13 protein-coding genes are annotated in these 25,021 nt (G+C 60.7%); 12 read left to right on the forward strand and 1 reads right to left on the reverse strand.

Annotated features, from left to right (window positions below; all coding sequences use genetic code 11):
• The first annotated feature begins 655 nt into the window (after positions 1 to 655).
• From ACVILL_RS28340 to ACVILL_RS28365, 6 genes are all read left to right on the forward strand, one after another.
• Positions 656 to 952: a hypothetical protein gene (locus tag ACVILL_RS28340; protein WP_456732065.1), complete on the forward strand. Its 297-nt coding sequence runs from the start codon at positions 656 to 658 to the stop codon at positions 950 to 952.
• A gap of 905 nt (positions 953 to 1,857) precedes the next feature.
• The gene (locus ACVILL_RS28345; RefSeq protein ID WP_456732066.1) at positions 1,858 to 12,045 is read left to right on the forward strand and encodes an Ig-like domain-containing protein; all 10,188 of its coding nucleotides are present in this window, start codon (positions 1,858 to 1,860) and stop codon (positions 12,043 to 12,045) included.
• A gap of 218 nt (positions 12,046 to 12,263) precedes the next feature.
• A complete protein-coding gene (locus ACVILL_RS28350) occupies positions 12,264 to 13,976 on the forward strand; it encodes a type I secretion system permease/ATPase (RefSeq protein ID WP_456734383.1) in 1,713 nt (570 codons plus the stop codon).
• A gap of 8 nt (positions 13,977 to 13,984) precedes the next feature.
• The gene (locus tag ACVILL_RS28355; protein WP_456732067.1) at positions 13,985 to 15,355 is read left to right on the forward strand and encodes an HlyD family type I secretion periplasmic adaptor subunit; all 1,371 of its coding nucleotides are present in this window, start codon (positions 13,985 to 13,987) and stop codon (positions 15,353 to 15,355) included.
• 393 nt (positions 15,356 to 15,748) lie between these two features.
• Positions 15,749 to 16,231 carry a pilus assembly protein N-terminal domain-containing protein gene (locus tag ACVILL_RS28360; RefSeq protein WP_456732068.1) on the forward strand — a complete coding sequence of 161 codons (483 nt, stop codon included), beginning with the start codon at positions 15,749 to 15,751 and terminating at the stop codon, positions 16,229 to 16,231.
• 561 nt (positions 16,232 to 16,792) lie between these two features.
• Positions 16,793 to 18,292 carry a hypothetical protein gene (locus tag ACVILL_RS28365; protein ID WP_456732069.1) on the forward strand — a complete coding sequence of 500 codons (1,500 nt, stop codon included), beginning with the start codon at positions 16,793 to 16,795 and terminating at the stop codon, positions 18,290 to 18,292.
• Positions 18,293 to 18,434: 142 nt separating this feature from the next.
• Here the strand turns inward: ACVILL_RS28365 and ACVILL_RS28370 are convergent, their stop codons facing one another.
• Positions 18,435 to 19,544, reverse strand: a complete 1,110-nt coding sequence (locus ACVILL_RS28370; protein WP_456732070.1) for an acyltransferase family protein — start codon at positions 19,542 to 19,544, stop codon at positions 18,435 to 18,437.
• A gap of 743 nt (positions 19,545 to 20,287) precedes the next feature.
• On the opposite strand from ACVILL_RS28370, the gene ACVILL_RS28375 reads away from it, so the two are divergent.
• From ACVILL_RS28375 to ACVILL_RS28400, 6 genes are all read left to right on the forward strand, one after another.
• Positions 20,288 to 20,491 (forward strand): hypothetical protein, encoded by a 204-nt coding sequence (locus tag ACVILL_RS28375; protein ID WP_456732071.1) that lies wholly within the window; start codon positions 20,288 to 20,290, stop codon positions 20,489 to 20,491.
• A 157-nt stretch (positions 20,492 to 20,648) separates the two neighbouring features.
• A complete protein-coding gene (locus tag ACVILL_RS28380; protein ID WP_456732072.1) occupies positions 20,649 to 20,834 on the forward strand; it encodes a hypothetical protein in 186 nt (61 codons plus the stop codon).
• 63 nt (positions 20,835 to 20,897) lie between these two features.
• Positions 20,898 to 21,404 (forward strand): A24 family peptidase, encoded by a 507-nt coding sequence (locus ACVILL_RS28385; RefSeq protein ID WP_456732073.1) that lies wholly within the window; start codon positions 20,898 to 20,900, stop codon positions 21,402 to 21,404.
• Between the two features lies 1 nt (position 21,405).
• The gene (gene cpaB / locus ACVILL_RS28390) at positions 21,406 to 22,365 is read left to right on the forward strand and encodes a Flp pilus assembly protein CpaB (protein ID WP_456732074.1); all 960 of its coding nucleotides are present in this window, start codon (positions 21,406 to 21,408) and stop codon (positions 22,363 to 22,365) included.
• Entirely contained in the window at positions 22,365 to 23,561 is a 1,197-nt protein-coding gene (locus tag ACVILL_RS28395) for an AAA family ATPase (RefSeq protein ID WP_456732075.1), read from the forward strand. The genes cpaB and ACVILL_RS28395 overlap by 1 nt, the downstream gene beginning before the upstream one ends.
• Positions 23,558 to 25,000: a CpaF family protein gene (locus ACVILL_RS28400; RefSeq protein ID WP_456732076.1), complete on the forward strand. Its 1,443-nt coding sequence runs from the start codon at positions 23,558 to 23,560 to the stop codon at positions 24,998 to 25,000. The genes ACVILL_RS28395 and ACVILL_RS28400 overlap by 4 nt, the downstream gene beginning before the upstream one ends.
• The last annotated feature ends 21 nt before the right edge of the window (positions 25,001 to 25,021 follow it).

Genomic DNA, 25,021 nt, shown 5'->3' on the forward strand with positions numbered 1-25,021 from the left:
GCAGCCGAAGCGATGCGGCCGGCTCTCGTGTGCGCACGAGCCGGTCGACGTTGAACAATGATGCTGGCCGGTCCCCGACGTACACACTCCCAGCCAGTAGGTGAACAGTGCGCTATGGCGCTTTGATGGCACCGGCCGCAGCGGCCGTGCGTTTATCTCCTATCAAGACAGTTGGACCTTCAGAACGATCGGACGGCAGCATCCCTGGGCGAACGTTGCTGCGATCGCCAAGCAATAATGCGGCGCAACGGTTCTGACGAGCCGCCACACACCGTCCGGCTTAGTGAACAAGACTACATCGAAAATCGATCTGCCGTGCTGGCACCGCGTCGGACTGGTACGATATTTCGAGATACCACTTTTTTGCAGACGAGGTTTTTCGCCGATACAAGCTATGCAGGGGCAGACTCTGTTGTGAAGACTCAAAATGCGCGCGATGCCCGGTCGTTGTGTTGCTCTGCATCTTCTTGTCCTGTTGCGGGGCCCCTCGCCAGGCCATCGAAAAGGAGACGGGACCGGCGACGGCAGAGCCGACCGAGACGCCAGCGGCAGCAGCAACATAGCCGGTAACGGCAACGGTCAATCTTGGCGGCGCGCTCGTAGAATGCCGTAACGCCTTTCCGGATCAGATCGCACAGGCGGTGGCGCGGGCGTCATGCGTGATCAAGGCGACCGAGCTCGTACGGCCGCTGCTGCTGTTCCTGAACTGCTCGATCGCGAGAACGCGCTGCGCAAGACGCTGGCCGAGCAGGTTCAGACGAGAACGATGTCCCTGCTCGCTCGCAACATCCAGATCCAGAAGCTTCATTCGCAGCTCCTCGAAGAGGAGCGCGGCGGGCTGACGGCCGCGCCGGCCGAAGCGAGCAAGCCGCCGCTGGCGGTCACGCAGTGGGCGACAATCAAACCCGGAGGGCTGCGGCCGGCTCGGCGGGATTCTGGGGCCTGCTTCTGAGACGAGCGAGGTCCGCCAAGGAAACGGTCGGATCTGGATCGCCAATCGTCTTACTAGCCCCATGCCGGTAGGACGCTGGAAGAGGTAGCTCATTCTGTGCAAGCAGCGGTGTCGGGGCATTGTTCTGGCGGCCGGAGGGCACTGACCGTGACTTCAGGGCGCGTGGGACTACCGCTTGTCGGGGCGTCCCCGTAAAGTCACGGATACCCCATGTGGTGTAGAGGAACCCCTTGGCGTATCGACGTTAATCTTAAAGACGGGGATCTCGTGCGGCGCTAGACGGCCGCGCAAATTTGCGGCAAATTGCATCTAAATTACGTTTTTGGGAATACTTGCTCGCATTTCTTGCGGACACAAAGTGCGAGCCTTCCCTCGACAAAAATACTTTTAGGTCAAAGAATTTTAATGCGTGCGGAGTTCAGAGCCGCACCGAAGCGGGCAGGGTAGTGCGTTCGAGGTCTTTTACAGCGCGGCGGACATGCAAATAACACAAAAGGCAATTGCTTGTCGGTCGAAACGTTCGCAGATTTTTTAGACGAGCGTCTGGGTAGTTTGCTGAATTGATTTTCGACTGCATTCACACCTGCTCTGCGTCGGCCGAGCTTTTTAGGAGTGTGTATTGCGTCGCGTTCATTTCATCCGGAAGGCCGAGCCACCGATCAACTGGGCCGAGGTCGAAGCGCGTCTCCACGAGCTTTTGAGTTCTGCCTCCTCGACGTCAATCGATCTTTCGATTGGGTCCTTGCTTTCCATTGCGAACGATCCGCCAGTGCTGATTGATCAGCCGGCGCCAAGTGAGACACCGCCAATCGCCACACGCGGCCGCGTTTCAAAGGCTGTCGTTGCCGGCAGCAATTTCATCCACATAGACGCTTTTTAGCACCAGCCGATTGCAGGATAGCATCATGACCGCTCAATCTAACGTTGTTTCAGTCATTCCGAGCACATCGGCTGCCATCGCGGGGATCCGGCTCGATCATTGCCAGTTGGGGGTGCCCAAGGGGATAACCTCTAAACGCGAGATCGCCTTCATCGATCGCGGCATCGATGACCTCGAAACGCTACGAGCCGGCATCCGGCCGGATGTTGAAGCGATCCTGCTCTCTGATGACGAGCCGGCTGTCCGCCAGATGGCGCGGGCGGTCCAGGCTAGGAGCGGGCTGAAAGCAATCCACATTGTCGTTCACGGACAACCTGGAACGATGGCCTTTTCGGCTGGGCTGCTGTCGCTTGACACCTTGGATCGCGTCGCGGGTGATCTGGCACATCTCGGCAGCGCGATCACCCGGGGAGGCGAACTACGGCTGTGGAGCTGCGCGGTCGCGCAGGGCGAGCACGGCGCGGCGTTCATCGACGCGATCGCGGCCGCAACCGGCGCCAAGGTGGTAGCTTCAGCCCAACGCCTCGGTGCCGCCATACGCGGCGGCAACTGGGACCTTTCGTCGCTCGACAATCCAGTTTTTGCAGAGCCGCCGATTACGGCCGCCGGGCAGAGGGCCTATGCCGGCGTGTTGGACACCAACAACACCACGATCTCCGGCAACAACAGCACCAACACGCTGACTGTGACCGGAAGCAACGACAAGGTCAGCGATGGCAACGGGACCAATTCGGTCACGGTCACCGGAAACAACAATACCATCTCTGATGGCAACGGCACCAACACGGTCACGGTAACAGGAAACAACAATACCGTTAGCGACGGCAACGGCGCCAATACCATCACGGTCTCGGGCAACAACAACACCATCAGCGACGGTAACGGCTCCAACACCATCATCGTCAGCGGCAGCAACGCGACGATTAGCGATGGCAACGGCGGCAACCTGATCTATGCCGCCAATACCACCGGCACCAACACGATCAGCGATGGCAATGGCAGCAACGTCATCGTTGGTGGCAGCGGGACCGATACCATCAATGCGGGCAACGGCAGCAATATCATCTATGGTGGGGCCGGAAGCGACACGATCAAAGTTGGGAACGGCAGCAATATCATCATGGCGGGCGCCGGCAGCGACACGGTCACCGCCGGCAACGGAAGCGATCTCTTCATTTATGCGCTATCCGACCACTATCAAATCGTCGGCAGCTCGTTGCAGTCGTTGTCGCCAGCCGGCGATGTTGACAAATACAGTGCTGGCGGCGGCAACGACACCATTCGTATCGTGGTGACCGCGGCCGAATATGCGCTGATAAGCACCAATCTTGCGAGCTACGCCGGTTGGTTGGTGGCCAATCAGGGGAACAGTTCGACCTATTCGTTTAGTTTTGGCAATAGCGGCAGTCTGTCCCTCAACGGCTTCGAGGCGCTCCAGGTCCAAGTTGTCAACACCGGTTTGATCAATGTCGGTTTGGCCGGTACTACCGCCACGGGTTCGCTCAACAGTCTCCCGCTGTTCAACGACACTGTCGGCACCAGTTCGGTTCACTTCACGGATACCTACAAGATCGTTGGAGTGACGGCCGGCACGACCGGTCCTGCAGCGACGTCGCTCGACCCATCGATCCAAGTGGCCGAATATCTTAAGGGCACGGCGACACTACCGGCCTCCTACAGCAATATTGTGGGTCAAGACGGAACGCTGACGGTCAATGCGGACGGGACCTACAGCTACACGGTGACGTCTCACACTACAGCGACTGACACTTTCACTCTTACGACGCTCGATCAGAACGGCTTCGTTACGTCGACGACGCTTACCTTTGACATGACTCCGACCGGGGGGGCGCCCGACCTGGTCGATTCGTCGGATTCAGGTGCTTTGCACACCGATAACATCACCAACGTCACGAGCCCGACATTCAGAGTATCCCTAGATGGAAGCGTGGCACTCGGCGACAAGGTTGAACTGTGGCTTGGTGGCTCGTCGCTGGCTCATCCGGTCGTGCACATCATCAACGCGACCGATCTGGCAAATCACTACGTCGATCTGACTGTCACGTCGGGCGATCTTGGCGCGGATGGCGTCAAGTCGATTTCGGCGCACTTCACAGACAGGGCGAGCAATTCGTCGACGACGGGTGCACTGCAGATCACGCTCGACACCACCAACCCTGCGGCCGGGATGCTGTCGTTCAGCAACCTGACCGACACCGGCACGGCCAACACGCCACCGGTGACCACCGACAACAGCTTTGACCTGACGCTTTCGGGTCAGGGCGACACCAACGGCATCGGCGGTGTGGTGTACGAGAAGTCGATCAACGGTGGCGCCACATGGACGACCACGGCGGCCAACCAGAGCGGCTTGGCTGATGGCGACTATCTGTTCCATGCGGTGGTAACTGACAACGCCGGCAACTCGTCGACCACGAGCGCCATTGAGGTAAAGGTCGACAACACGGCGCCGACCGCAGGCACGCTGACCTTCAGCAACCTGACCGATACGGGCAGCGCCAACACGCCGCCGGTGACGACGGACAACAACTTTAACCTGACGCTTTCGGGTCAGGGCGACACCAACGGCATCGGCGGTGTGGTGTACGAGAAGTCGATCAACGGTGGCGCCACATGGACGACCACGGCGGCCAACCAGAGCGGCTTGGCTGATGGCGACTATCTGTTCCATGCGGTGGTAACTGACAACGCCGGCAACTCGTCGACCACGAGCGCCATTGAGGTAAAGGTCGACAACACGGCGCCGGCCGCCGGCACGCTGGCGTTTGCCAACCTGACCGACACCGGCAGCAGCGACCCGACGCCGATCACCAAGGACGGCACCTTCGACCTCAGCCTGAGCGGCAATGCCGACCTCAACGGCACCAGTGTGTCCTATGAGGTTTCCACCGACGGCGGCGCCACCTGGAGCACGACCTCGGCGAACCAGAGCACGCTGGCCGACGGCACCTACAGCTTCCACGCGGTCGTCACCGACCCGGCCGGCAACAGCTCGACCAGCAACGCGATCACGGTCACCGTCGACAACACGGCGCCGGCCGCCGGCACGCTGGCGTTTGCCAACCTGACCGACACCGGCAGCAGCGACCCGACGCCGATCACCAAGGACGGCACCTTCGACCTCAGCCTGAGCGGCAATGCCGACCTCAACGGCACCAGTGTGTCCTATGAGGTTTCCACCGACGGCGGCGCCACCTGGAGCACGACCTCGGCGAACCAGAGCACGCTGGCCGACGGCACCTACAGCTTCCACGCGGTCGTCACCGACCCGGCCGGCAACAGCTCGACCAGCAACGCGATCACGGTCACCGTCGACAACACGGCGCCGGCCGCCGGCACGCTGGCGTTTGCCAACCTGACCGACACCGGCAGCAGCGACCCGACGCCGATCACCAAGGACGGCACCTTCGACCTCAGCCTGAGCGGCAATGCCGACCTCAACGGCACCAGTGTGTCCTATGAGGTTTCCACCGACGGCGGCGCCACCTGGAGCACGACCTCGGCGAACCAGAGCACGCTGGCCGACGGCACCTACAGCTTCCACGCGGTCGTCACCGACCCGGCCGGCAACAGCTCGACCAGCAACGCGATCACGGTCACCGTCGACAACACGGCGCCGGCCGCCGGCACGCTGGCGTTTGCCAACCTGACCGACACCGGCAGCAGCGACCCGACGCCGATCACCAAGGACGGCACCTTCGACCTCAGCCTGAGCGGCAATGCCGACCTCAACGGCACCAGTGTGTCCTATGAGGTTTCCACCGACGGCGGCGCCACCTGGAGCACGACCTCGGCGAACCAGAGCACGCTGGCCGACGGCACCTACAGCTTCCACGCGGTCGTCACCGACCCGGCCGGCAACAGCTCGACCAGCAACGCGATCACGGTCACCGTCGACAACACGGCGCCGGCCGCCGGCACGCTGGCGTTTGCCAACCTGACCGACACCGGCAGCAGCGACCCGACGCCGATCACCAAGGACGGCACCTTCGACCTCAGCCTGAGCGGCAATGCCGACCTCAACGGCACCAGTGTGTCCTATGAGGTTTCCACCGACGGCGGCGCCACCTGGAGCACGACCTCGGCGAACCAGAGCACGCTGGCCGACGGCACCTACAGCTTCCACGCGGTCGTCACCGACCCGGCCGGCAACAGCTCGACCAGCAACGCGATCACGGTCACCGTCGACAACACGGCGCCGGCCGCCGGCACGCTGGCGTTTGCCAACCTGACCGACACCGGCAGCAGCGACCCGACGCCGATCACCAAGGACGGCACCTTCGACCTCAGCCTGAGCGGCAATGCCGACCTCAACGGCACCAGTGTGTCCTATGAGGTTTCCACCGACGGCGGCGCCACCTGGAGCACGACCTCGGCGAACCAGAGCACGCTGGCCGACGGCACCTACAGCTTCCACGCGGTCGTCACCGACCCGGCCGGCAACAGCTCGACCAGCAACGCGATCACGGTCACCGTCGACAACACGGCGCCGGCCGCCGGCACGCTGGCGTTTGCCAACCTGACCGACACCGGCAGCAGCGACCCGACGCCGATCACCAAGGACGGCACCTTCGACCTCAGCCTGAGCGGCAATGCCGACCTCAACGGCACCAGTGTGTCCTATGAGGTTTCCACCGACGGCGGCGCCACCTGGAGCACGACCTCGGCGAACCAGAGCACGCTGGCCGACGGCACCTACAGCTTCCACGCGGTCGTCACCGACCCGGCCGGCAACAGCTCGACCAGCAACGCGATCACGGTCACCGTCGACAACACGGCGCCGGCCGCCGGCACGCTGGCGTTTGCCAACCTGACCGACACCGGCAGCAGCGACCCGACGCCGATCACCAAGGACGGCACCTTCGACCTCAGCCTGAGCGGCAATGCCGACCTCAACGGCACCAGTGTGTCCTATGAGGTTTCCACCGACGGCGGCGCCACCTGGAGCACGACCTCGGCGAACCAGAGCACGCTGGCCGACGGCACCTACAGCTTCCACGCGGTCGTCACCGACCCGGCCGGCAACAGCTCGACCAGCAACGCGATCACGGTCACCGTCGACAACACGGCGCCGGCCGCCGGCACGCTGGCGTTTGCCAACCTGACCGACACCGGCAGCAGCGACCCGACGCCGATCACCAAGGACGGCACCTTCGACCTCAGCCTGAGCGGCAATGCCGACCTCAACGGCACCAGTGTGTCCTATGAGGTTTCCACCGACGGCGGCGCCACCTGGAGCACGACCTCGGCGAACCAGAGCACGCTGGCCGACGGCACCTACAGCTTCCACGCGGTCGTCACCGACCCGGCCGGCAACAGCTCGACCAGCAACGCGATCACGGTCACCGTCGACAACACGGCGCCGGCCGCCGGCACGCTGGCGTTTGCCAACCTGACCGACACCGGCAGCAGCGACCCGACGCCGATCACCAAGGACGGCACCTTCGACCTCAGCCTGAGCGGCAATGCCGACCTCAACGGCACCAGTGTGTCCTATGAGGTTTCCACCGACGGCGGCGCCACCTGGAGCACGACCTCGGCGAACCAGAGCACGCTGGCCGACGGCACCTACAGCTTCCACGCGGTCGTCACCGACCCGGCCGGCAACAGCTCGACCAGCAACGCGATCACGGTCACCGTCGACAACACGGCGCCGGCCGCCGGCACGCTGGCGTTTGCCAACCTGACCGACACCGGCAGCAGCGACCCGACGCCGATCACCAAGGACGGCACCTTCGACCTCAGCCTGAGCGGCAATGCCGACCTCAACGGCACCAGTGTGTCCTATGAGGTTTCCACCGACGGCGGCGCCACCTGGAGCACGACCTCGGCGAACCAGAGCACGCTGGCCGACGGCACCTACAGCTTCCACGCGGTCGTCACCGACCCGGCCGGCAACAGCTCGACCAGCAACGCGATCACGGTCACCGTCGACAACACGGCGCCGGCCGCCGGCACGCTGGCGTTTGCCAACCTGACCGACACCGGCAGCAGCGACCCGACGCCGATCACCAAGGACGGCACCTTCGACCTCAGCCTGAGCGGCAATGCCGACCTCAACGGCACCAGTGTGTCCTATGAGGTTTCCACCGACGGCGGCGCCACCTGGAGCACGACCTCGGCGAACCAGAGCACGCTGGCCGACGGCACCTACAGCTTCCACGCGGTCGTCACCGACCCGGCCGGCAACAGCTCGACCAGCAACGCGATCACGGTCACCGTCGACAACACGGCGCCGGCCGCCGGCACGCTGGCGTTTGCCAACCTGACCGACACCGGCAGCAGCGACCCGACGCCGATCACCAAGGACGGCACCTTCGACCTCAGCCTGAGCGGCAATGCCGACCTCAACGGCACCAGTGTGTCCTATGAGGTTTCCACCGACGGCGGCGCCACCTGGAGCACGACCTCGGCGAACCAGAGCACGCTGGCCGACGGCACCTACAGCTTCCACGCGGTCGTCACCGACCCGGCCGGCAACAGCTCGACCAGCAACGCGATCACGGTCACCGTCGACAACACGGCGCCGGCCGCCGGCACGCTGGCGTTTGCCAACCTGACCGACACCGGCAGCAGCGACCCGACGCCGATCACCAAGGACGGCACCTTCGACCTCAGCCTGAGCGGCAATGCCGACCTCAACGGCACCAGTGTGTCCTATGAGGTTTCCACCGACGGCGGCGCCACCTGGAGCACGACCTCGGCGAACCAGAGCACGCTGGCCGACGGCACCTACAGCTTCCACGCGGTCGTCACCGACCCGGCCGGCAACAGCTCGACCAGCAACGCGATCACGGTCACCGTCGACAACACGGCGCCGGCGGCTCCGACGGGTCTCGACCTGAACGCGGCGGATGACACCGGCTCGAGCAGCGCCGACAACATCACCAAGAACACGTCCGCCCTTACGATCAGCGGATCGGGTGAGACTGGGGCAACAGTGACGCTCTACGACGACACCAACAACAATGGTGTCCAGGACGGGGGCGAGGCGACGCTTGGGACGACGACGATTGCGAGCGGGACGACGTTCTCGACCGACATATCGCTGGCAGCCGGCCTGCACCATGTGCGGGCATTTCAGACCGATATGGCAGGCAACAAGAGCGCGACCAGCTCGGCCTCGCTCGATATCACGGTAGATACCACTGCACCGAACGTCAGCTCCATCGACAATCAGAATCCGGCAAGCGCCACCACGAATGCGGACAGCGTGACGTTTCGGGTGACGTTCAACGAAGCAGTTACCAACGTGTCTGCCGGGGACTTCACTGTAAGCGGCACAACGGCCACGATCACCGGAGTTTCACAAGTTAACTCAAACACCTATGACGTGACGATTTCGGGCGGCAATCTGGCCAGTCTGAATGGCACAGTCACGCTGAGCTTTGCCGGCGGCCAGGACATCACTGATACCGCTGGCAATGCCCTAACCAACACCACCCCAACGGTAACGAACCATAATACCTATACCGTCGACAACACGGCGCCGGCGGCTCCGACGGGTCTCGACCTGAACGCGGCGGATGACACCGGCTCGAGCAGCGCCGACAACATCACCAAGAACACGTCCGCCCTTACGATCAGCGGGTCGGGTGAGACTGGGGCAACAGTGACGCTCTACGACGACACCAACAACAATGGTGTCCAGGACGGGGGCGAGGCGACGCTTGGGACGACGACGATTGCGAGCGGGACGACGTTCTCGACCGACATATCGCTGGCAGCCGGCCTGCACCATGTGCGGGCATTTCAGACCGATATGGCAGGCAACAAGAGCGCGACCAGCTCGGCCTCGCTCGATATCACGGTAGATACCACTGCACCGAACGTCAGCTCCATCGACAATCAGAATCCGGCAAGCGCCACCACGAATGCGGACAGCGTGACGTTTCGGGTGACGTTCAACGAAGCAGTTACCAACGTGTCTGCCGGGGACTTCACTGTAAGCGGCACAACGGCCACGATCACCGGAGTTTCACAAGTTAACTCAAACACCTATGACGTGACGATTTCGGGCGGCAATCTGGCCAGTCTGAATGGCACAGTCACGCTGAGCTTTGCCGGCGGCCAGGACATCACTGATACCGCTGGCAATGCCCTAACCAACACCACCCCAACGGTAACGAACCATAATACCTATACCGTCGACAACACGGCGCCGGCGGCTCCGACGGGTCTCGACCTGAACGCGGCGGATGACACCGGCTCGAGCAGCGCCGACAACATCACCAAGAACACGTCCGCCCTTACGATCAGCGGGTCGGGTGAGACTGGGGCAACAGTGACGCTCTACGACGACACCAACAACAATGGTGTCCAGGACGGGGGCGAGGCGACGCTTGGGACGACGACGATTGCGAGCGGGACGACGTTCTCGACCGACATATCGCTGGCAGCCGGCCTGCACCATGTGCGGGCATTTCAGACCGATATGGCAGGCAACAAGAGCGCGACCAGCTCGGCCTCGCTCGATATCACGGTAGATACGACGGCGCCGATCCCAACAAGCACGACTAATCTCGTCAACAATGGCAACAACAACTTCTCAGTAGGAGTGACGGACACCGGCGGATCTGGAGTCGTTTCTGTTCATGTCGTGGACAATACGAACTCGACTTCTTTTGATGCGGCTCTCACAAGTGGATCTGCTACGAGCGGCACTTGGACAAAATCTAGCACAACTCAGCAGGGCAACAATGACAGCCTAACGCTCACCTTGACGGATCTTGCTGGTAACGTGAACGTCGTATCGGCTACTGCCCCAGCCGGCGTGGCTGGAGAATTGGTCAACCTGGGCCTATCGGAACCGAATGAGCACGTTGGTGCGATCTCGCTTCTGGTTTCCGGTATGCTGTCTGGATGGAGTCTGAGTGAGGGCGTTAACAACGGTGATGGAACTTGGAGTGTGCAGACCAACGATATCAGAGCGCTCACGATCACGTCGCCAAGCACCTACACTGGTGCGCTACTTCTCAATGTGACAGAAACCTGGACCAATGCGGACGGCAGCATCGGAAACGCAATCGTCGCCAACAACGTCGAAGCCTACGCGCCCGGCACCCCAATCTTCGCCTGGTCCGGCAACGATCATCTGACCGGCTCGAGCGGCCACGATACGTTCGTGTTCTCGCAGCCGATCGGCGACGACGTCGTGCATAGCTTCGAGGTGTCATCGGATGTGATCGACCTGATTAGCTACGGCTGGCAGAGCTTCGCGGACGTTCAGGCCCATACCGCCGATGACGCCAACGGAAACGCCGTGATCACGCTCGCCGATGGCCAGACGATCACTCTCGACCACGTGCATGCGGCGGACCTGACCGCGGCGAACTTCGAGTTCGACGTGACGCCGACCACGGAAAACCCGGGCTCGATGACCATCGGCGATGGTGCGATGCTGCCGCTGTCGGGCGTCATCCACAACACCGGCGAGATCGACCTGCAGGCCTCCGGCGACGACACGCTGCTGCAGCTGATCCAAACAGGGATCACGCTCAACGGCGGCGGTCATGTGGTCCTGTCCGACGATGACCACAACGTCATTGCCGGCACGGCCTCGAACGTCACGCTCGACAACGTCGACAACTTGATCTCCGGCGCGGGCCAGATCGGGCAGGGCAGTCTGACCCTGAGCAATGAGGGCACCATCGATGCCACTGGCACCCACGCGCTGGTCATCGATACTGGCGCCAACGTGATCGCTAACGCCGGCACGCTAGAGGCGACCGGCGCGGGTGGACTGGTGCTCGCCAGCGTGGTGGCCAACAGCGGCCTGATCTGGGCCAATGGCGGCACGGTCACAGCAGAGGGCGAGGTGACCGGCAACGGCAGCGCCTTGATTAGCGGGGCCGGCACCATCGAGTTCGGGTCAGCCTCGGCGGCGGGCGTTACCTTCGACACGACCGCCGCTGGCCACCTGATCCTGGATGATGCGTTCCACTTCTCCGGCACGGTGAGCGGCCTGGATGGCAATGACGACATCGACATCAAGGGCATCAGCTTCGGTGCTGGCACGACGCATAGCTTCACAGAGAACCAGGCGGGGACCGGGGGCACTCTGACGGTATCGGACGGCGCTCACACGGCCAACATCGTTCTGCTCGGTCAATACGATCCGAATGGCTTTGCCGAGAAAGCTGGCACCACGAACGGCACGTTGATCACCTATGATCCGCATCACATCGCTTGAGCGGCGTGAACGCATCTACCATGGGAGAGAACCACGCGAGGAGAAGGCGAACCCCGTATGTTTACCCTCCTGCCTGTTTTGCGGCGGCGGCAACTATCAACGCGGCTGCCACCCATGCTAAATGGGGGGATTGGATGATTGATTTATTTGAATCTTTCGACTGCTGCCCAGGTGCAGCCAGCGATCATGTTTAGAAGGTGGCTCCGGCCAATTTCCGCGTGAGTATTCCCCGTAAGAAAGCGGATGAATTCCGGCAGTCGCTGCAAGCCTGCCAGAGCTATTTTGTCACTGCGGCCATATTCAGCCTGGCCATTAACCTTCTCTACCTGGCTGGCCCGCTGTACATGCTGCAGGTCTATGACCGCGTGATCTCAAGCGCCAGCGAGGTCACTTTGCTGATGTTGACTCTCGCGCTGTTGCTAGCGTTCATGGCGCTTGCGGGTCTCGATGCGGTACGGGCACGCGTGCTGACACGCACCAGCATCCGCCTCGATCGGAAGATCGCGCCGCGGGTGATGACCGCCATCATCGACCATTCGGCAAAAATCGGCGGCGCGCGCAGCCAGCTCTTGCGCGATTTTGATACGTTCCGCCAATTCATCACCGGGTCCGGAATTCACGCTGTCTTCGATCTGCCGTGGTCGCCGATCTACATCGCGGTGATCTTTTGCCTGCACCCGTTCCTGGGCGCTTTTGCACTCGGGTGCTCGATTATTCTGGTCCTGATGGCCTTTCTCAATGAATGGATCGTTAAGCCTCCGCTCTCCGAATCCAGCGAGGCGGCAAATCGAAATTACAGTTTTACGGAGATGAGCCTGCGCAACACCGAAGTGGTGCGCGCCATGGGGATGACCGCGGGCCTCCTGAATCGCTGGAGTAGGGACCGCAACCGAATGCTGGAGCGCCAGGTCGCCGCGAGCGATCGCGCGGCGACGATGCAGAGCATGATCCGTTTCCTGCGGCTGTCGATGCAATCCTTGATCCTTGGTCTTGGTGCCTATCTGGTGATCGAGCGCATGACCACCGCCGGTGCCATGTTTGCCGCCAGCATCCTGCTTGGCCGCGCGTTGCAGCCGATTGAACAGATCGTTGGATCCTGGCGCAGTCTCGTCTCGGCCCGCGGCGCATTCCTGCGGGTGCGCGAGCTGTTGGGAGCCAATCCGCCGCGCCAATCAGGACTGACGCTGCCACGGCCCGAGGGTCGTCTTTCCGTCGAAGCGCTGTCCTTTGCCGCGCCTGGAACATCAAAGCCCATTCTGCGCGGTGTCACCTTCCAGATCGAACCGGGTGAGGTATTGGGGATTATCGGCCCCTCTGGCGCCGGCAAATCCACGCTGGCGCGTCATATTGTCGGCGTTCAGGCGCCATCTGCAGGGGCCGTTCGCCTCGACGGGTCTGACGTTTCGAGCTGGATCAGGTCGTCGCTCGGCGAGCATCTTGGCTATCTACCCCAGGATATCGAGCTGTTTGCCGATACGGTGGCCGCCAATATTTGTCGGTTCAAGGACGGAGACGACAAGGACATCATTCTGGCGGCGCGAATGTCCGACGTGCACGAGATGATCCTGCGGCTCGCCGATGGCTATGACACCCAGGTCGGGGAGGGTGGCGCGATCCTGTCCGGAGGCTACCGCCAGCGCATCGGACTCGCACGCGCGGTCTACGGCAATCCGAGCTTGGTCGTGCTCGACGAGCCGAGCTCGAACCTTGATGCCGAGGGCGATGCAGCGCTGGCCGACTGCATCACGCAGCTGAAGAAGCGCGGGACCACGGTGGTGATCATTTCCCATCGGCCGGCCACAATCGGCGTGGTCGACAAGATATTGGTGCTGCGCGAAGGCGTGGCCGAGATGTTCGGACCGCGGAGCGAAATCCTGGCGCGCCTCACGCGGCCTGTGCCGGTTCCTGCAGTTCGGGGAGCGACCGGTTAGGAGAAATCATGACATTGCTTAATGTCGCAGAGCTGTCGATGCGCCCTGGCGCCGCCCCGCGCGGGACAAAGGGCGCGAACAAGGCTGGCATGCCAAACGACTCCATTCGCAATGTCTCTGTGGCGGGGTGGCTGATTATTGCGATCTTCTTCGGCGGCATCGGCACCTGGGCGGTGACCGCGCCGCTCAACGGGGCGGTGGTCGCCAATGCGGTCGTGAAGGTCGACGGCAACCGCAAGAGCCTCCAGCACCTCGATGGCGGCATCGTCAAGGAATTGCATGTCAGGGAAGGCGACAAGGTGCTCGCGGGCGATCTGCTGATCGTCCTGGACGAGACCCAGGCGCGCGCAGAACATGAGGTGCTGACGCAGCAATATGCCGTGCTGCGCGCAACGGAAGTCCGGCTGCTGACCGAGCTTGACCATGGCTCCCAGCTTGTCATGCCGCCGGATCTGAAGGCGCGCTCCGACGATCCCTACTTCAAGAGCGTCTGGAACGGGCAGGTCAGCCAGTTTGACACCCGCCGGGCCTCGCTCGAAGGGCAAAGAAGCGTCGTCCGCGAGAAGATCAATCAGCTAGGGTCCCAGATCGTTGGCGCAGAAGCGCAGGTGAAATCGTTCACCAATCAGATCGACTCGGTGCGCAAGGAGGCCAGGGACGTCGCTCCGCTCGTCGAACGCGGGTTGATCGCCCGTCCCCGCATCCTGCAGCTGGAGCGGACCGCCTACGGTCTCGAAGGCCAGATCGCCGATGCAAACGCCAATATCGCCAAGGCGCGCCAGGCGATCGCGGAGCAGGAGCAGCAGATCGCCCAGTTCGACAACGACCGGATGACCGACGTCACCAAGGACTTGCGCGACACCCAAGCCAGACTGCTGGAGGTCATCCCGAAGGCGATGAACGCCAAGGCAGTGCTGGGCCGGATGGAAATTCGCGCTCCCTATACAGGACGCGTGGTTGGCCTCAGCGTGTTTTCGATGGGAGGCGTCATCCAGCGCGGCGACAAAATCCTGGACATCGTGCCTGACGAGGATTCGCTGACGATCGAAGCCCAAGTGGCCGTCGAGGATATCAGCGACGTGCACCCGAACACGCGCGCGGAGGTTCACCTAACCGCCTACAAGCAGCGGATCGTCCCGATCATCCATGGCGACGTCATTCAGGTCTCGGCGGACCGCTTGACCGATCCCAAGACCAACAATCCCTTCTACACGGCCTACGTTCGGATCGACCAGGACGAGTTGGCAACCATGCCCAACATCCATCTTTATCCGGGAATGCCGGCAACCGTGATGATCCCGACGATCCAGCGAACCGCGTTTGATTACATCGTCGGGCCCCTCGTGATGTCGTTCAATCACGCGTTTCGGCAGAAGTGATCGCCTCAACTGACTCTCCGCATACGGCCTGCGGAAACGGCGCGTGGCGGTAGCCGCAAATTGCTTTCTCTTAGGGTGACGGCTGCGCGGCTCGATGTAGCGGCGTGACGTCTTGGCCCGGACGAAGGGGGCGAGAGACGATTGATACCTGACGGCTCAAAGGGAGCGGGGCGATGCGTACCATTGGGCCCCGCCATCGGCCCTCGCAGTGGAAAATGGGTGATCTCAAGTGAGTCACATCGGCCTCCTTGACCACCAGCGGCGGATGACAGGTGCGTGCAGTCAGGATCAACGGAACGGTGGATGGAGGCTCCTTCGCTTCCCTTGGTGATTGAATTGGTGAGCGACCGCGAGTAACATCTTGAAATTGCGGTTGTAAATATAGGATCGAACATGCGTGGTTTATTGATCAGCTGCGCGATGAGCGCCGCCATTCTCGCCGGATACGCCAGCGCCCAAGCACCGCGTGAGGTTGTTGCGAATGACACGATTGAGCTGCGGGCCGAACAGGCGCGCACATTTGCCTTTGATGAGCCGGTGACCAAATTCACCCTTTCCTCGGAGGGTGTCGCGCAAGTCATTCCTGAGACTGATCGGACATTTACCGTTCGAGCGCTAACCCAAGGTCGAGTCTTGATGACGGCCTACGCTCCGGACGGCCGCATTGTCCATCGATCGAATATTGTGGTCGGGCCAACGGAAGGCTTTGTGAAAATCTATGGCGATTCAAAAGGCAAGGACTTCGTCGGATTCTACTGTTCAAACAATGGCTGCGCGCGCGCTGATCCGGATAAAGTACCGTACACGGCATCATTGCAGCAGACGCGGCAGAGGAACAGAAGTGACAACGATCCGACCAGAGACGAGGATCGGTGAGGGGGACTCGCTTTGCCCTTGCCCTGGAATGCCGGTCCCCCGCTCGGTTCGTTTGCTCTGTCTGACTATCACCGACCTTGAAGCGCTGTGCCTGTCTGTCCAGCCGGCCGCGCGGGTGGACATTCGAGGCGGAAGAGATCGATGTTCAGCTTGCATTCCGCCATCGCGGACGCGGCATGGGCGTCACGCAGAAATCTCCGTTGAGCTAGTTGTCCCAAATCAGTTCCCGGTCGATGCCGTGGCATTGTTGGAGCCTGCGATGAAAGGCTGAACAGCAGCGGAGCGTCGCCCCTTGCGCACGGTGCGCGATGGCGGGGCGGCGAACAGGTTTGATGACCAGGGGCCGGCGCTCGCGGAAACGACCGAAAATCAGGAGTCCAGCGCTATGCGGCTCGGATATGGCGGGATTGCCGCAGATCTGGCGCGTACGATGCAAAAGACGAGCTCGCGCGACTCACTGCAGTTATCGCTAACGCTGGCGTGGGCATTAAGCAGTTTCGGAACTTCGAATTGCGCCCATAGATCGATGCTGGCAATGATCGACTTGCCAGGACAGTGAGCATGGACTCCAGCAGTAGTTCGAGTCAGGCGGTTACAGAGGCCGAACCGAGCGTGCCGCATACGCGCAGCGAGAGCCTTCGGCTGTGGTTGCCATTCATCATCGGGGGCACGGTTTACCTGATGCTCATCAGCAGGATGAGCAGCCTTTTAAGGGACTCTGATGCCTATTGGCATATCGTGGTCGGCCAGTGGATTGTCAATCATCGTGCCGTACCGCACGTTGATTCGTTCTCCTTTACGATGTACGGCGCTCCTTGGATAACCAGCGCATGGTTGTCTGAAGTCATTTACTTCGTCGCGTTTAAATTGGCAGGATGGGCAGGACCCGCAATTCTTGCTGCACTGTCGGCGTCTGTCGCGTTCTTCCTGCTTACGCTCTTGCTGCTGAAAAGGTTGCCGAGCGTGCCTGTTGCGATCTTGGTCAGTGCCGGAATTGGCATGGCGACGCAGCACGTACTCGCCCGGCCGCATGTCTTGATTTTTCCCTTGATGGTGCTTTGGGCTAACGCCCTGTGTCAGGCGAGCGAAGAAAGACGAGCGCCTTCGATCGCATATCTCCCAATCGTCACGCTTTGGGCGAACCTTCATGGGAGCTTTACTCTGGGCTTGGCGTTGATTGTGCCGTTTGCCTTCGAGGCATATTGGACCGCAGAGAAGTCCGCTCGCTCAACTATTGCGTGGCAATGGCTTCGATTTGGGTTGTTGGCGTTAGGTGCAGCCTGCATCACTCCATATGGGCTTGAGTCGGTTCTGGTTACGATACGAATCTTGAAACTTGGAGAAACCCTTTCAAACATCGGCGAGTGGGCGCCGATAGAATTCGGCACCCTAAATCCGGTCACCGTATGCTTTCTCGCGGGCGCCGCTTACATCCTCTACACCGGGTTCAAACTGTCCCCGCTCAGGATTGCTGGCCTTCTGGCTCTGATTTATGAGACGTTCGCCCATATACGCTATGTCGACGTCGCTGCACTGGTTGTGCCGTTCTTCATTGCTAGTCCGCTAGGAGCGCATCTTTCGTGGACCCAGCTGCAGCACGACCGGATGATGGCTCCTCCCGCACGGAAATCGATCGTTGCTATCGCGGCTCTCGGTATCGCGACCGCACTGGTTCTGGCCTTGACCAATCCCGCGCCACCTCGTGTTCCGAGCGCCGCGGTGGAAAAGCTCAAAGAGCTGAAGGCAAATCGCGTATTCAATGACTATCCTTTCGGCGGATACCTGATCTTGCAGGGTATCCCGACCTTCATCGACTCACGTGCCGAGCTCTATGGGGCGGCCTTCCTCAAGCGCTATCTTCGCGCCATCACATTAGAGGATTTGCCGGATCTTGTGAGATTGCTGGACGAATACAAAGTCGAGTCGACGATGCTATTGCCGTCGACTCCGGCTGTAGGTCTGCTGGATCGACTGCCAGAGTGGGAGCGGGTCTTTGCCGATGACGTGGCCGTCATCCACATTCGGCGTGTGCCGTCTATGAACGGGAATACCACGAAGTGAGCGGGCAATCTGATTTCAGGTCATTGCGTTGTCTCGGCCTGTGCGGGGCGACGCACTCGCGCTAAATTCCACGCTGGAGGCCGCGCGCATGCCTGCAGATGAGTGCAGGAAGTGACGGCGCGATGACGGACGACATGCGCCGTTAGGGAATGATGGGGGCCGGACGCATGCGCCGAACGCCTCGTATGGCGTTGCGCGCGGGAACCTCAATCAGACAATACGTGCCGATCGAGACAAGAAAAATCCCAGGAACGAGAATAAGCCTTTGCCAGCTGTCGACGGTGTGAAACGAGCCGACGAATAGAACAATAAGGACAATATGAATCATATAGATCGAGTACGAAATAGTACCGAGAAAGTGCAGCGGCTTTGAGCCCAGCAAGCGCGACGTGGCTGAATCCGGATAGGTCGAAGCAAGCACCACGAACGGAAAGAAGAACACGAGCGCCTGCTGGTTGAGCAGTCCGCAGTATCGCAGGACGATCGCCAAGAACATGCCCGACCAAATCAGCATGGAAAACCTCATGCAGAACGCGTGGGTCCGGTCGCGCCTCTCAAAACTTGCGAAAGCGATCCAGCCGGCGGTGAAGCCAAAGACTCCGCGGCAAAAGTTGACCCAGTAACTCAATTGACTTCTTGGAGTATGGAGCTCCGCGTTGAATAGGCTGGGGTCAAAATAACTCACGAAAAGATAGTAGGAGCCGGCTTGCAGCACGATCATGCAGGCCAGTCTGATTGGCGCAGACTGCGGCGCCTTCTGGAACAATAGCAAAGGAAACAGCAGGACATAGCAAAACCATTCGATTGAGATGGACCATGCCGCCGGATTCCAATGCACGCCTGAGCCGATGACAGGCCAGCAGTTGAGCATGGCGGCTTGGAGCAGGAAATCGACCGACGCCGATCTGGCAGGATAGGTTGCCGGATTGACTATTCCCGGTAGAACCCACGCTGCTCCGGCAATGGTGAGCGTGAGGAAATACAACGGATAAATCCGCGCAATACGCGCCGTCAGATAACTTGAAAACCGAAACGTCCCTTGACTGTAGACGTAGGACAGCGTGAATCCGCTGAGACAAAAGAACAAATCAACAGCGTTGTGCCACATCAAAACGCCATCGTCGTTGGGGAGCGCCTGCTGAAGGTGTGCAAGGGCAATGGTCGTTGCGGCCAAGCCGCGAAGCCCTGTCAGAGCTCTTAGCTCGGGTCGCGAATGAGCATCAAGAACGTCCTGATTGGACTGTCGGTCCATCATTGCTCCGCGGTCTTCCCTGACGATCGATGATACTCGGAAGTGGCCGCTCCACCAACTGCCTTGCCAGGATTGCGTACCGTTTGATGTCCGTAATCGCTCGTTGAGCTTCTGAAATGGAGCTTGCATTTTGTGGGCCGCCACCCGGTTGCGACCTGCGCCTGCGAATGCTGAGCACGCAGGTTACGATCGACGGTCTTGTGTTCGGAGCATCGCGTTTCCGCGGCCAGTCGGTTGGATCGCGCGTCGGTGAGCGGGGATTGCGTGGGGCGATGGGACCACGGATCAATCTGCAGTCGCAATTTCGCAGAGACGAATGCGGCGGACCGTCGCCGGGTGGCCGCGTGCGAAGATGCAGAAGGAGGCCCTTCCGAAGATCTGCTCCCTAAATCTGCAGGCTATGTCAGGAAGCTGTCGTTTGAACCTGTTCAAACTGCAATTCTACTGGCGAGCCTGTCGTCTCTCGCGTCGCGCCCTCCTGCCGGGCCTTCTCGGATGCACCTATCGGTTCTGGCCAGCAGCCAGCATCGGCGTGCTTCAGAGCGCGTTTGCCGCTCATTTTCGGATCGAATCGGGTCTCGTTGCCCCGGGAGATTACGGAGAATCCGGCGAAAGTAAGGTTAAGGAAGGATTAGCGGTCGACAATTTTAGATCAAGTATTGTAGAATTTTTGCAGTTGGTATCGGCTTTAGCTGCTGCTGACGAATTGCGAATTCATCTCTTTCAAGAAGGAATTTCATCCTATGTTGAAGTATTATATTCAGGTCACCGAAGCTCTGAAGCGCCTGCGCAACAATGAGAACGGCGTTGTGTCGTTCGAGTACGTGATCGTGGCAGCGGCTGTCGTCGGCGCAGTTGTTCTCGCGTTCGGCGCCGCTGGCGGTGCTGGTCCCATCAGCGATGCGCTGAAAAAGGGAATCGATGCCGTCACCGCGAAGATCACCTGATATTTCTATGCTAGGGGGCATGGGATTTGTGCCCCCTGGCATCTTTGACGAAAATGCAATTGACGAATGATTTGCTCCCAAAGTTGATTTCAAATTTGCGTTCGACTCGAAGGGATTTCTGGTGTGTGGAGATATTGTTTTTAGAGCCACGCGCGCGTTGAACCGTCTGATCATAGACAAGGGCGGTGTGGTCTCGTTCGAATACGTCCTGGTTGCGGCTGCTATCATTGGCGCGGTCGTGGCCACATTCGGTAGTGCGGCTGGTAACGGGCCGATCGGCGACGCGTTGGCAAGCGCGTTGAACACGGTCATCAACAATTTCAAGGCTACAGTGGGAGCTTAGTTTTTATACGGTCGCCTATTTGGGGTTTTGACCGGCAATCGACTTTTTTAAGGCGCGTATTTTATGAGTTGGATTGTTGCCATAACCTCGGTTCTGGAAATCTTGTTGCTACTCTATGTGGCAACGTTTGATATCGCGTTGCGATTGATCCGGAACGAGATTTGTCTGGCGCTGGCGTTGCTCGGGATCGTGAGCCAACTTGCCAGCCCAATGCAGGTTCTCCAATCGCTGGTAACCGCTGCGATCTTGTTGCTGGTGCTGTTGATCGTCCATACGCGTGGATGGATGGGCGGCGGCGACGTCAAGTTGCTGGTTGCTTTGGTAGTTGGTCTGCCGCTCACAGGTGTGGTTCAGCTGTTGACGATTACAGCGCTAGCTGGCGGCGTCCTTGCGCTCGTTCATCTTATGATGCGCCTCCTGCCATATCCCAGGCTAGCACCCGCAGGATCGTCACTGGTACGCCGTGTCTATGCAGTGGAGCGTTGGCGACATTTGCGACACGCGCCTCTTCCTTATGGCGTCGCCATAGCGTGCGGCGGCATTTGGGCCATTTTCAGCCGAGGATTTTGACATGTCATCTGCTTTGCGTCTCTCGATTATCGCCGTGCTGTTCCTGGCAACCACGGCACTTGGGCTCATCGGGTACAACATGAGTCTGCCGAAGCAGACGCCGGTGCAGATCGCTGAGCCGGAGCCGACGAAGCCCGCCACAGTCAGCTATTTTGTCGCAGCACGTCCTCTTCCAAGAGGCACATTGGCGCGCGAGGAAGATTTCACGGTTCGCTCGGTACCGGCGGAGCGTGTTCCCCCGGGCGCGATCCTTGAAACAGCCGAAACCAAGGTTGGGCTTCCCGGCTCGCTGGTTCGCAAATTCGTCGACGCTGGGAGCCCCGTCACTTTGCACGACATTCTGCGCCCGCGGGATCGCGGTTTTCTCGCCAGTGTCTTGGCCCCCGATAGTCGTGCCATCACCATCAAGGTTGACGAGGAAACCGGCGTGGCCGGCCTCATCAGGCCGGGAGATCATGTGGATGTGGTGTTGACCCAGGTATTCGAGAAGGCAGATCCCACCCGTCGCGCCTTGAGCGAGACTGTTTTGCGCAACGTTCGGATTATTGCGATTGACCAGGAGATTGCACAGGGCGGACGCCCCGTCGCTGCTACGCTTGGCAAGATTGCGCAAACGGTGTCGATGGAGCTCTCGCCGGAGCAGGTGAAGAGGATCACGGTTGCAAAGCAACTCGGAACGCTTTCGTTGGCGGTACGAGCAGCAGTCGATCAGTGGGAAAAAGCAGACAACGGCGCTGTGTCCAGTTGCGATGTGTCGCCGGAACTTGCTCGGCAGAATGCGCTTGCCGGCCAGAGCACAGCGGTGGTGGTTCATTCCGGCGGTGAGGTCAAGCAATACTCGGTGAGGAAGCAGGACTCGGAAGACAACGAAATCAGCGTCAGCTGCGATGGGTCGCAGGACGCAACTCGCCAGACCGCAACGGCCATCGGCTACGTTGGCAAAGCGGTGGAGAAACGTTGATGAGCATGGCAGTGGTAGATCAGCGTGAAGAAGTCACATCTGTTGTAGCGCGCAATCGAGTCGTCTGTTTTGTGAACGACGAGCTGAGTGCTGCGGCGTTGCGCAAGGGTCTCGACGGCAGCAATCTGGTGATCAGGCGCGGCACGATCCGCCACGCCGTCCGGATGCTTGAAACCGACACCGATCTGTTCGCACTCGTGACCGACATCAGCGGCATCGAGGACCCGTTCGCCGAGCTGGAAAGGTTGGCGAGCGTCTGCCCTCCCGATGTCCGGGTGGCTCTGGTGGGTGAGAGCAGGGAGATCACCTTCTACCGCGAGCTGATGGAACTTGGGTTGACCGAGTACCTTCCCAAGCCGCTCACGCGGGACATGGTACTGGACCAGCTGCGCCCGAAGCTCCTTGGCGACGTGGTGGCCGGTCAGGCCGATCGTGGCGGGCATGTGATCTCGATCTGCGGCGCGCAAGGGGGCGCCGGAGCAACGAGCATCGCCATCAATCTAGCGCTGCAATTGGCCGAGACCACCAAGGCCAAGGTCGCACTGCTCGATCTCCATCTACAGGGGGGCGAGACGGCGGTGATGCTGGGTGTTCGGCCCGGACCCGGGCTTCGCATCGCTCTGGAAAACCCCATGCGCGCGGACACCTTGTTCCTCGAGCGCGCCGCCATCGAGGTCAACGAGCGGGTTTCGCTGATCTCCGGCGATGAAGATCTGGATGCGCAGCTGGATATCACCGAAGGGGGGGTGAGACACGTGCTGGGGCTACTTCGGCAACGGTTCAATTACATCGTCGTCGATATTCCGGTCCCGTTTCCGCCATCCCTCCATCCGGTAATCACTCTTTCCCGGCATGTGCTCGTGTTGCTGGAAGCGGAGGTTACCGGACTTCGCAATGCTCATGCGCTTCGCGCTGCCGTGACCAATATCGCCGGCAAGGATCGGGTCTTTACGTTGCTCAATCGTGCCAATCGTCCGGGCGGTCTTCCCAGGGCTACGGTCGTCAAGGCCCTGGGTGCAGAACCGGACATGGTGATTCCCGACCTTGGGAAGAAGATGACCGAGGCGGTCAATCTCGGAATTCCGGCCCTGAAGCACGTATCGGGGCTGCGACGCCACCTTGCGCCGATCGTGCGGGAGATCTCCGGTGTCGGCGCCGTGCAGACGGGACGGTGGAGGAGGCTGCTTGGGCTATGAAGAAATTTGGTCGGCGTGACGACGATACGCCAGCTCGATTGCCGGCATTGATGCCAAGCTCGCCTTCGTCGACGGCAAGCACCACATCCACCTTGCCTCCATCCGTGCCAAGGTCGCCTGCGTCCTCCCCAAGCCCGCCTGCGGCACCGTCCCCAAGGCGCGACGAGCGTTCGAGTCAAGAGGCGCCCGCGCTCTCGGCTTCGTTGCGCGAACGGGTCATCGAGCAGATCGAGCCGGCCGCGGCGGCAACGGTTCCGCGAGAAGTTCTCAGGCGACAGATTGAGGAGATCATCCATCAAATCGCCAACGAGGAGCGGCTTGAACTGTCCGGTCGGGAGCAGCTTCTGCTCGCGGACGAGATCGCAGATGACATGACCGGCTACGGTCCACTGCGTCCGCTTCTGCTGGATGAGACGATCAACGACATCATGATCAACGGTCCGAGCAACGTCTACGTTGAGCGAGGCGGCAAGCTGGAACGGGTTGCGGTGCGATTCCGGGACAACGATCACATCGCGTCGGTCGCGCAGAAGATTGCCGCACAGGTCGGGCGACGCATCGACGAATCCAGTCCCATGGTGGATTGCCGCTTGCCGGACGGAAGCCGTGTTAACATCATCTTTCCGCCTCTGGCGATCCATAGCCCCTGTATTTCCATTCGAAAATTTCCAAGCCGCCGTTTGGATATGGCAGGCTTGATCGAAAACGGTTCGATGACCCCGGCCATCGGACAGTTGCTCGAGATCGCGGCCCGATCTCGGCTCAACGTGCTGGTTTCCGGCGGCACGGGCTCGGGCAAGACCACGCTATTGAATGCCCTGAGCCAGTTCATCGATCACAGCGAGCGGATTGTCACCATCGAGGATGCGGCAGAGTTGCAGTTGCAGCAGCCGCACGTGATCAGCCTCGAGACGCGGCCTCCCAGCCTGGAAGGCACGGGGCAGGTGACGCAACGCGATCTGCTGTGGAATGCCCTGCGCATGCGTCCTGACCGAATCGTCGTGGGCGAGGTACGCAGCGCCGAAGCATTTGACATGCTGCAGGCGATGAATACCGGACACGATGGTTCGATCTCGACGGTGCATGCGAATAGCAGCCGTGATGCCCTGACCCGCATCGAAAACATGGTGCAGATGGGCCAGGTGAACCTGCCGTCGCGAGCCATACGGTCTCAGATCGTCGCTGCGCTGGATATCATCGTGCAAGTCGAACGAATGCGCGATGGACAGCGTCGCATCGTCCAGGTCAGCGAAGTGATCGGCCTGGAAGGCGATGTCATCACCACCAACGACATCGCGGCGTTCGAATACAAGGACGAGGATATTCACGGCAGGATATCGGGCACGTACAGATCCACGTACGCGATCCCGAAGTTCAAGAGCCGCCTTGTCTATTACGGGCTCGATCGGGCGTGGGCGGAGGCGATGAAGCAAATATGATACCACAGTCCGTCATTCTGA

The sequence above is a fragment of the Bradyrhizobium sp. USDA 3364 genome (assembly GCF_054056355.1).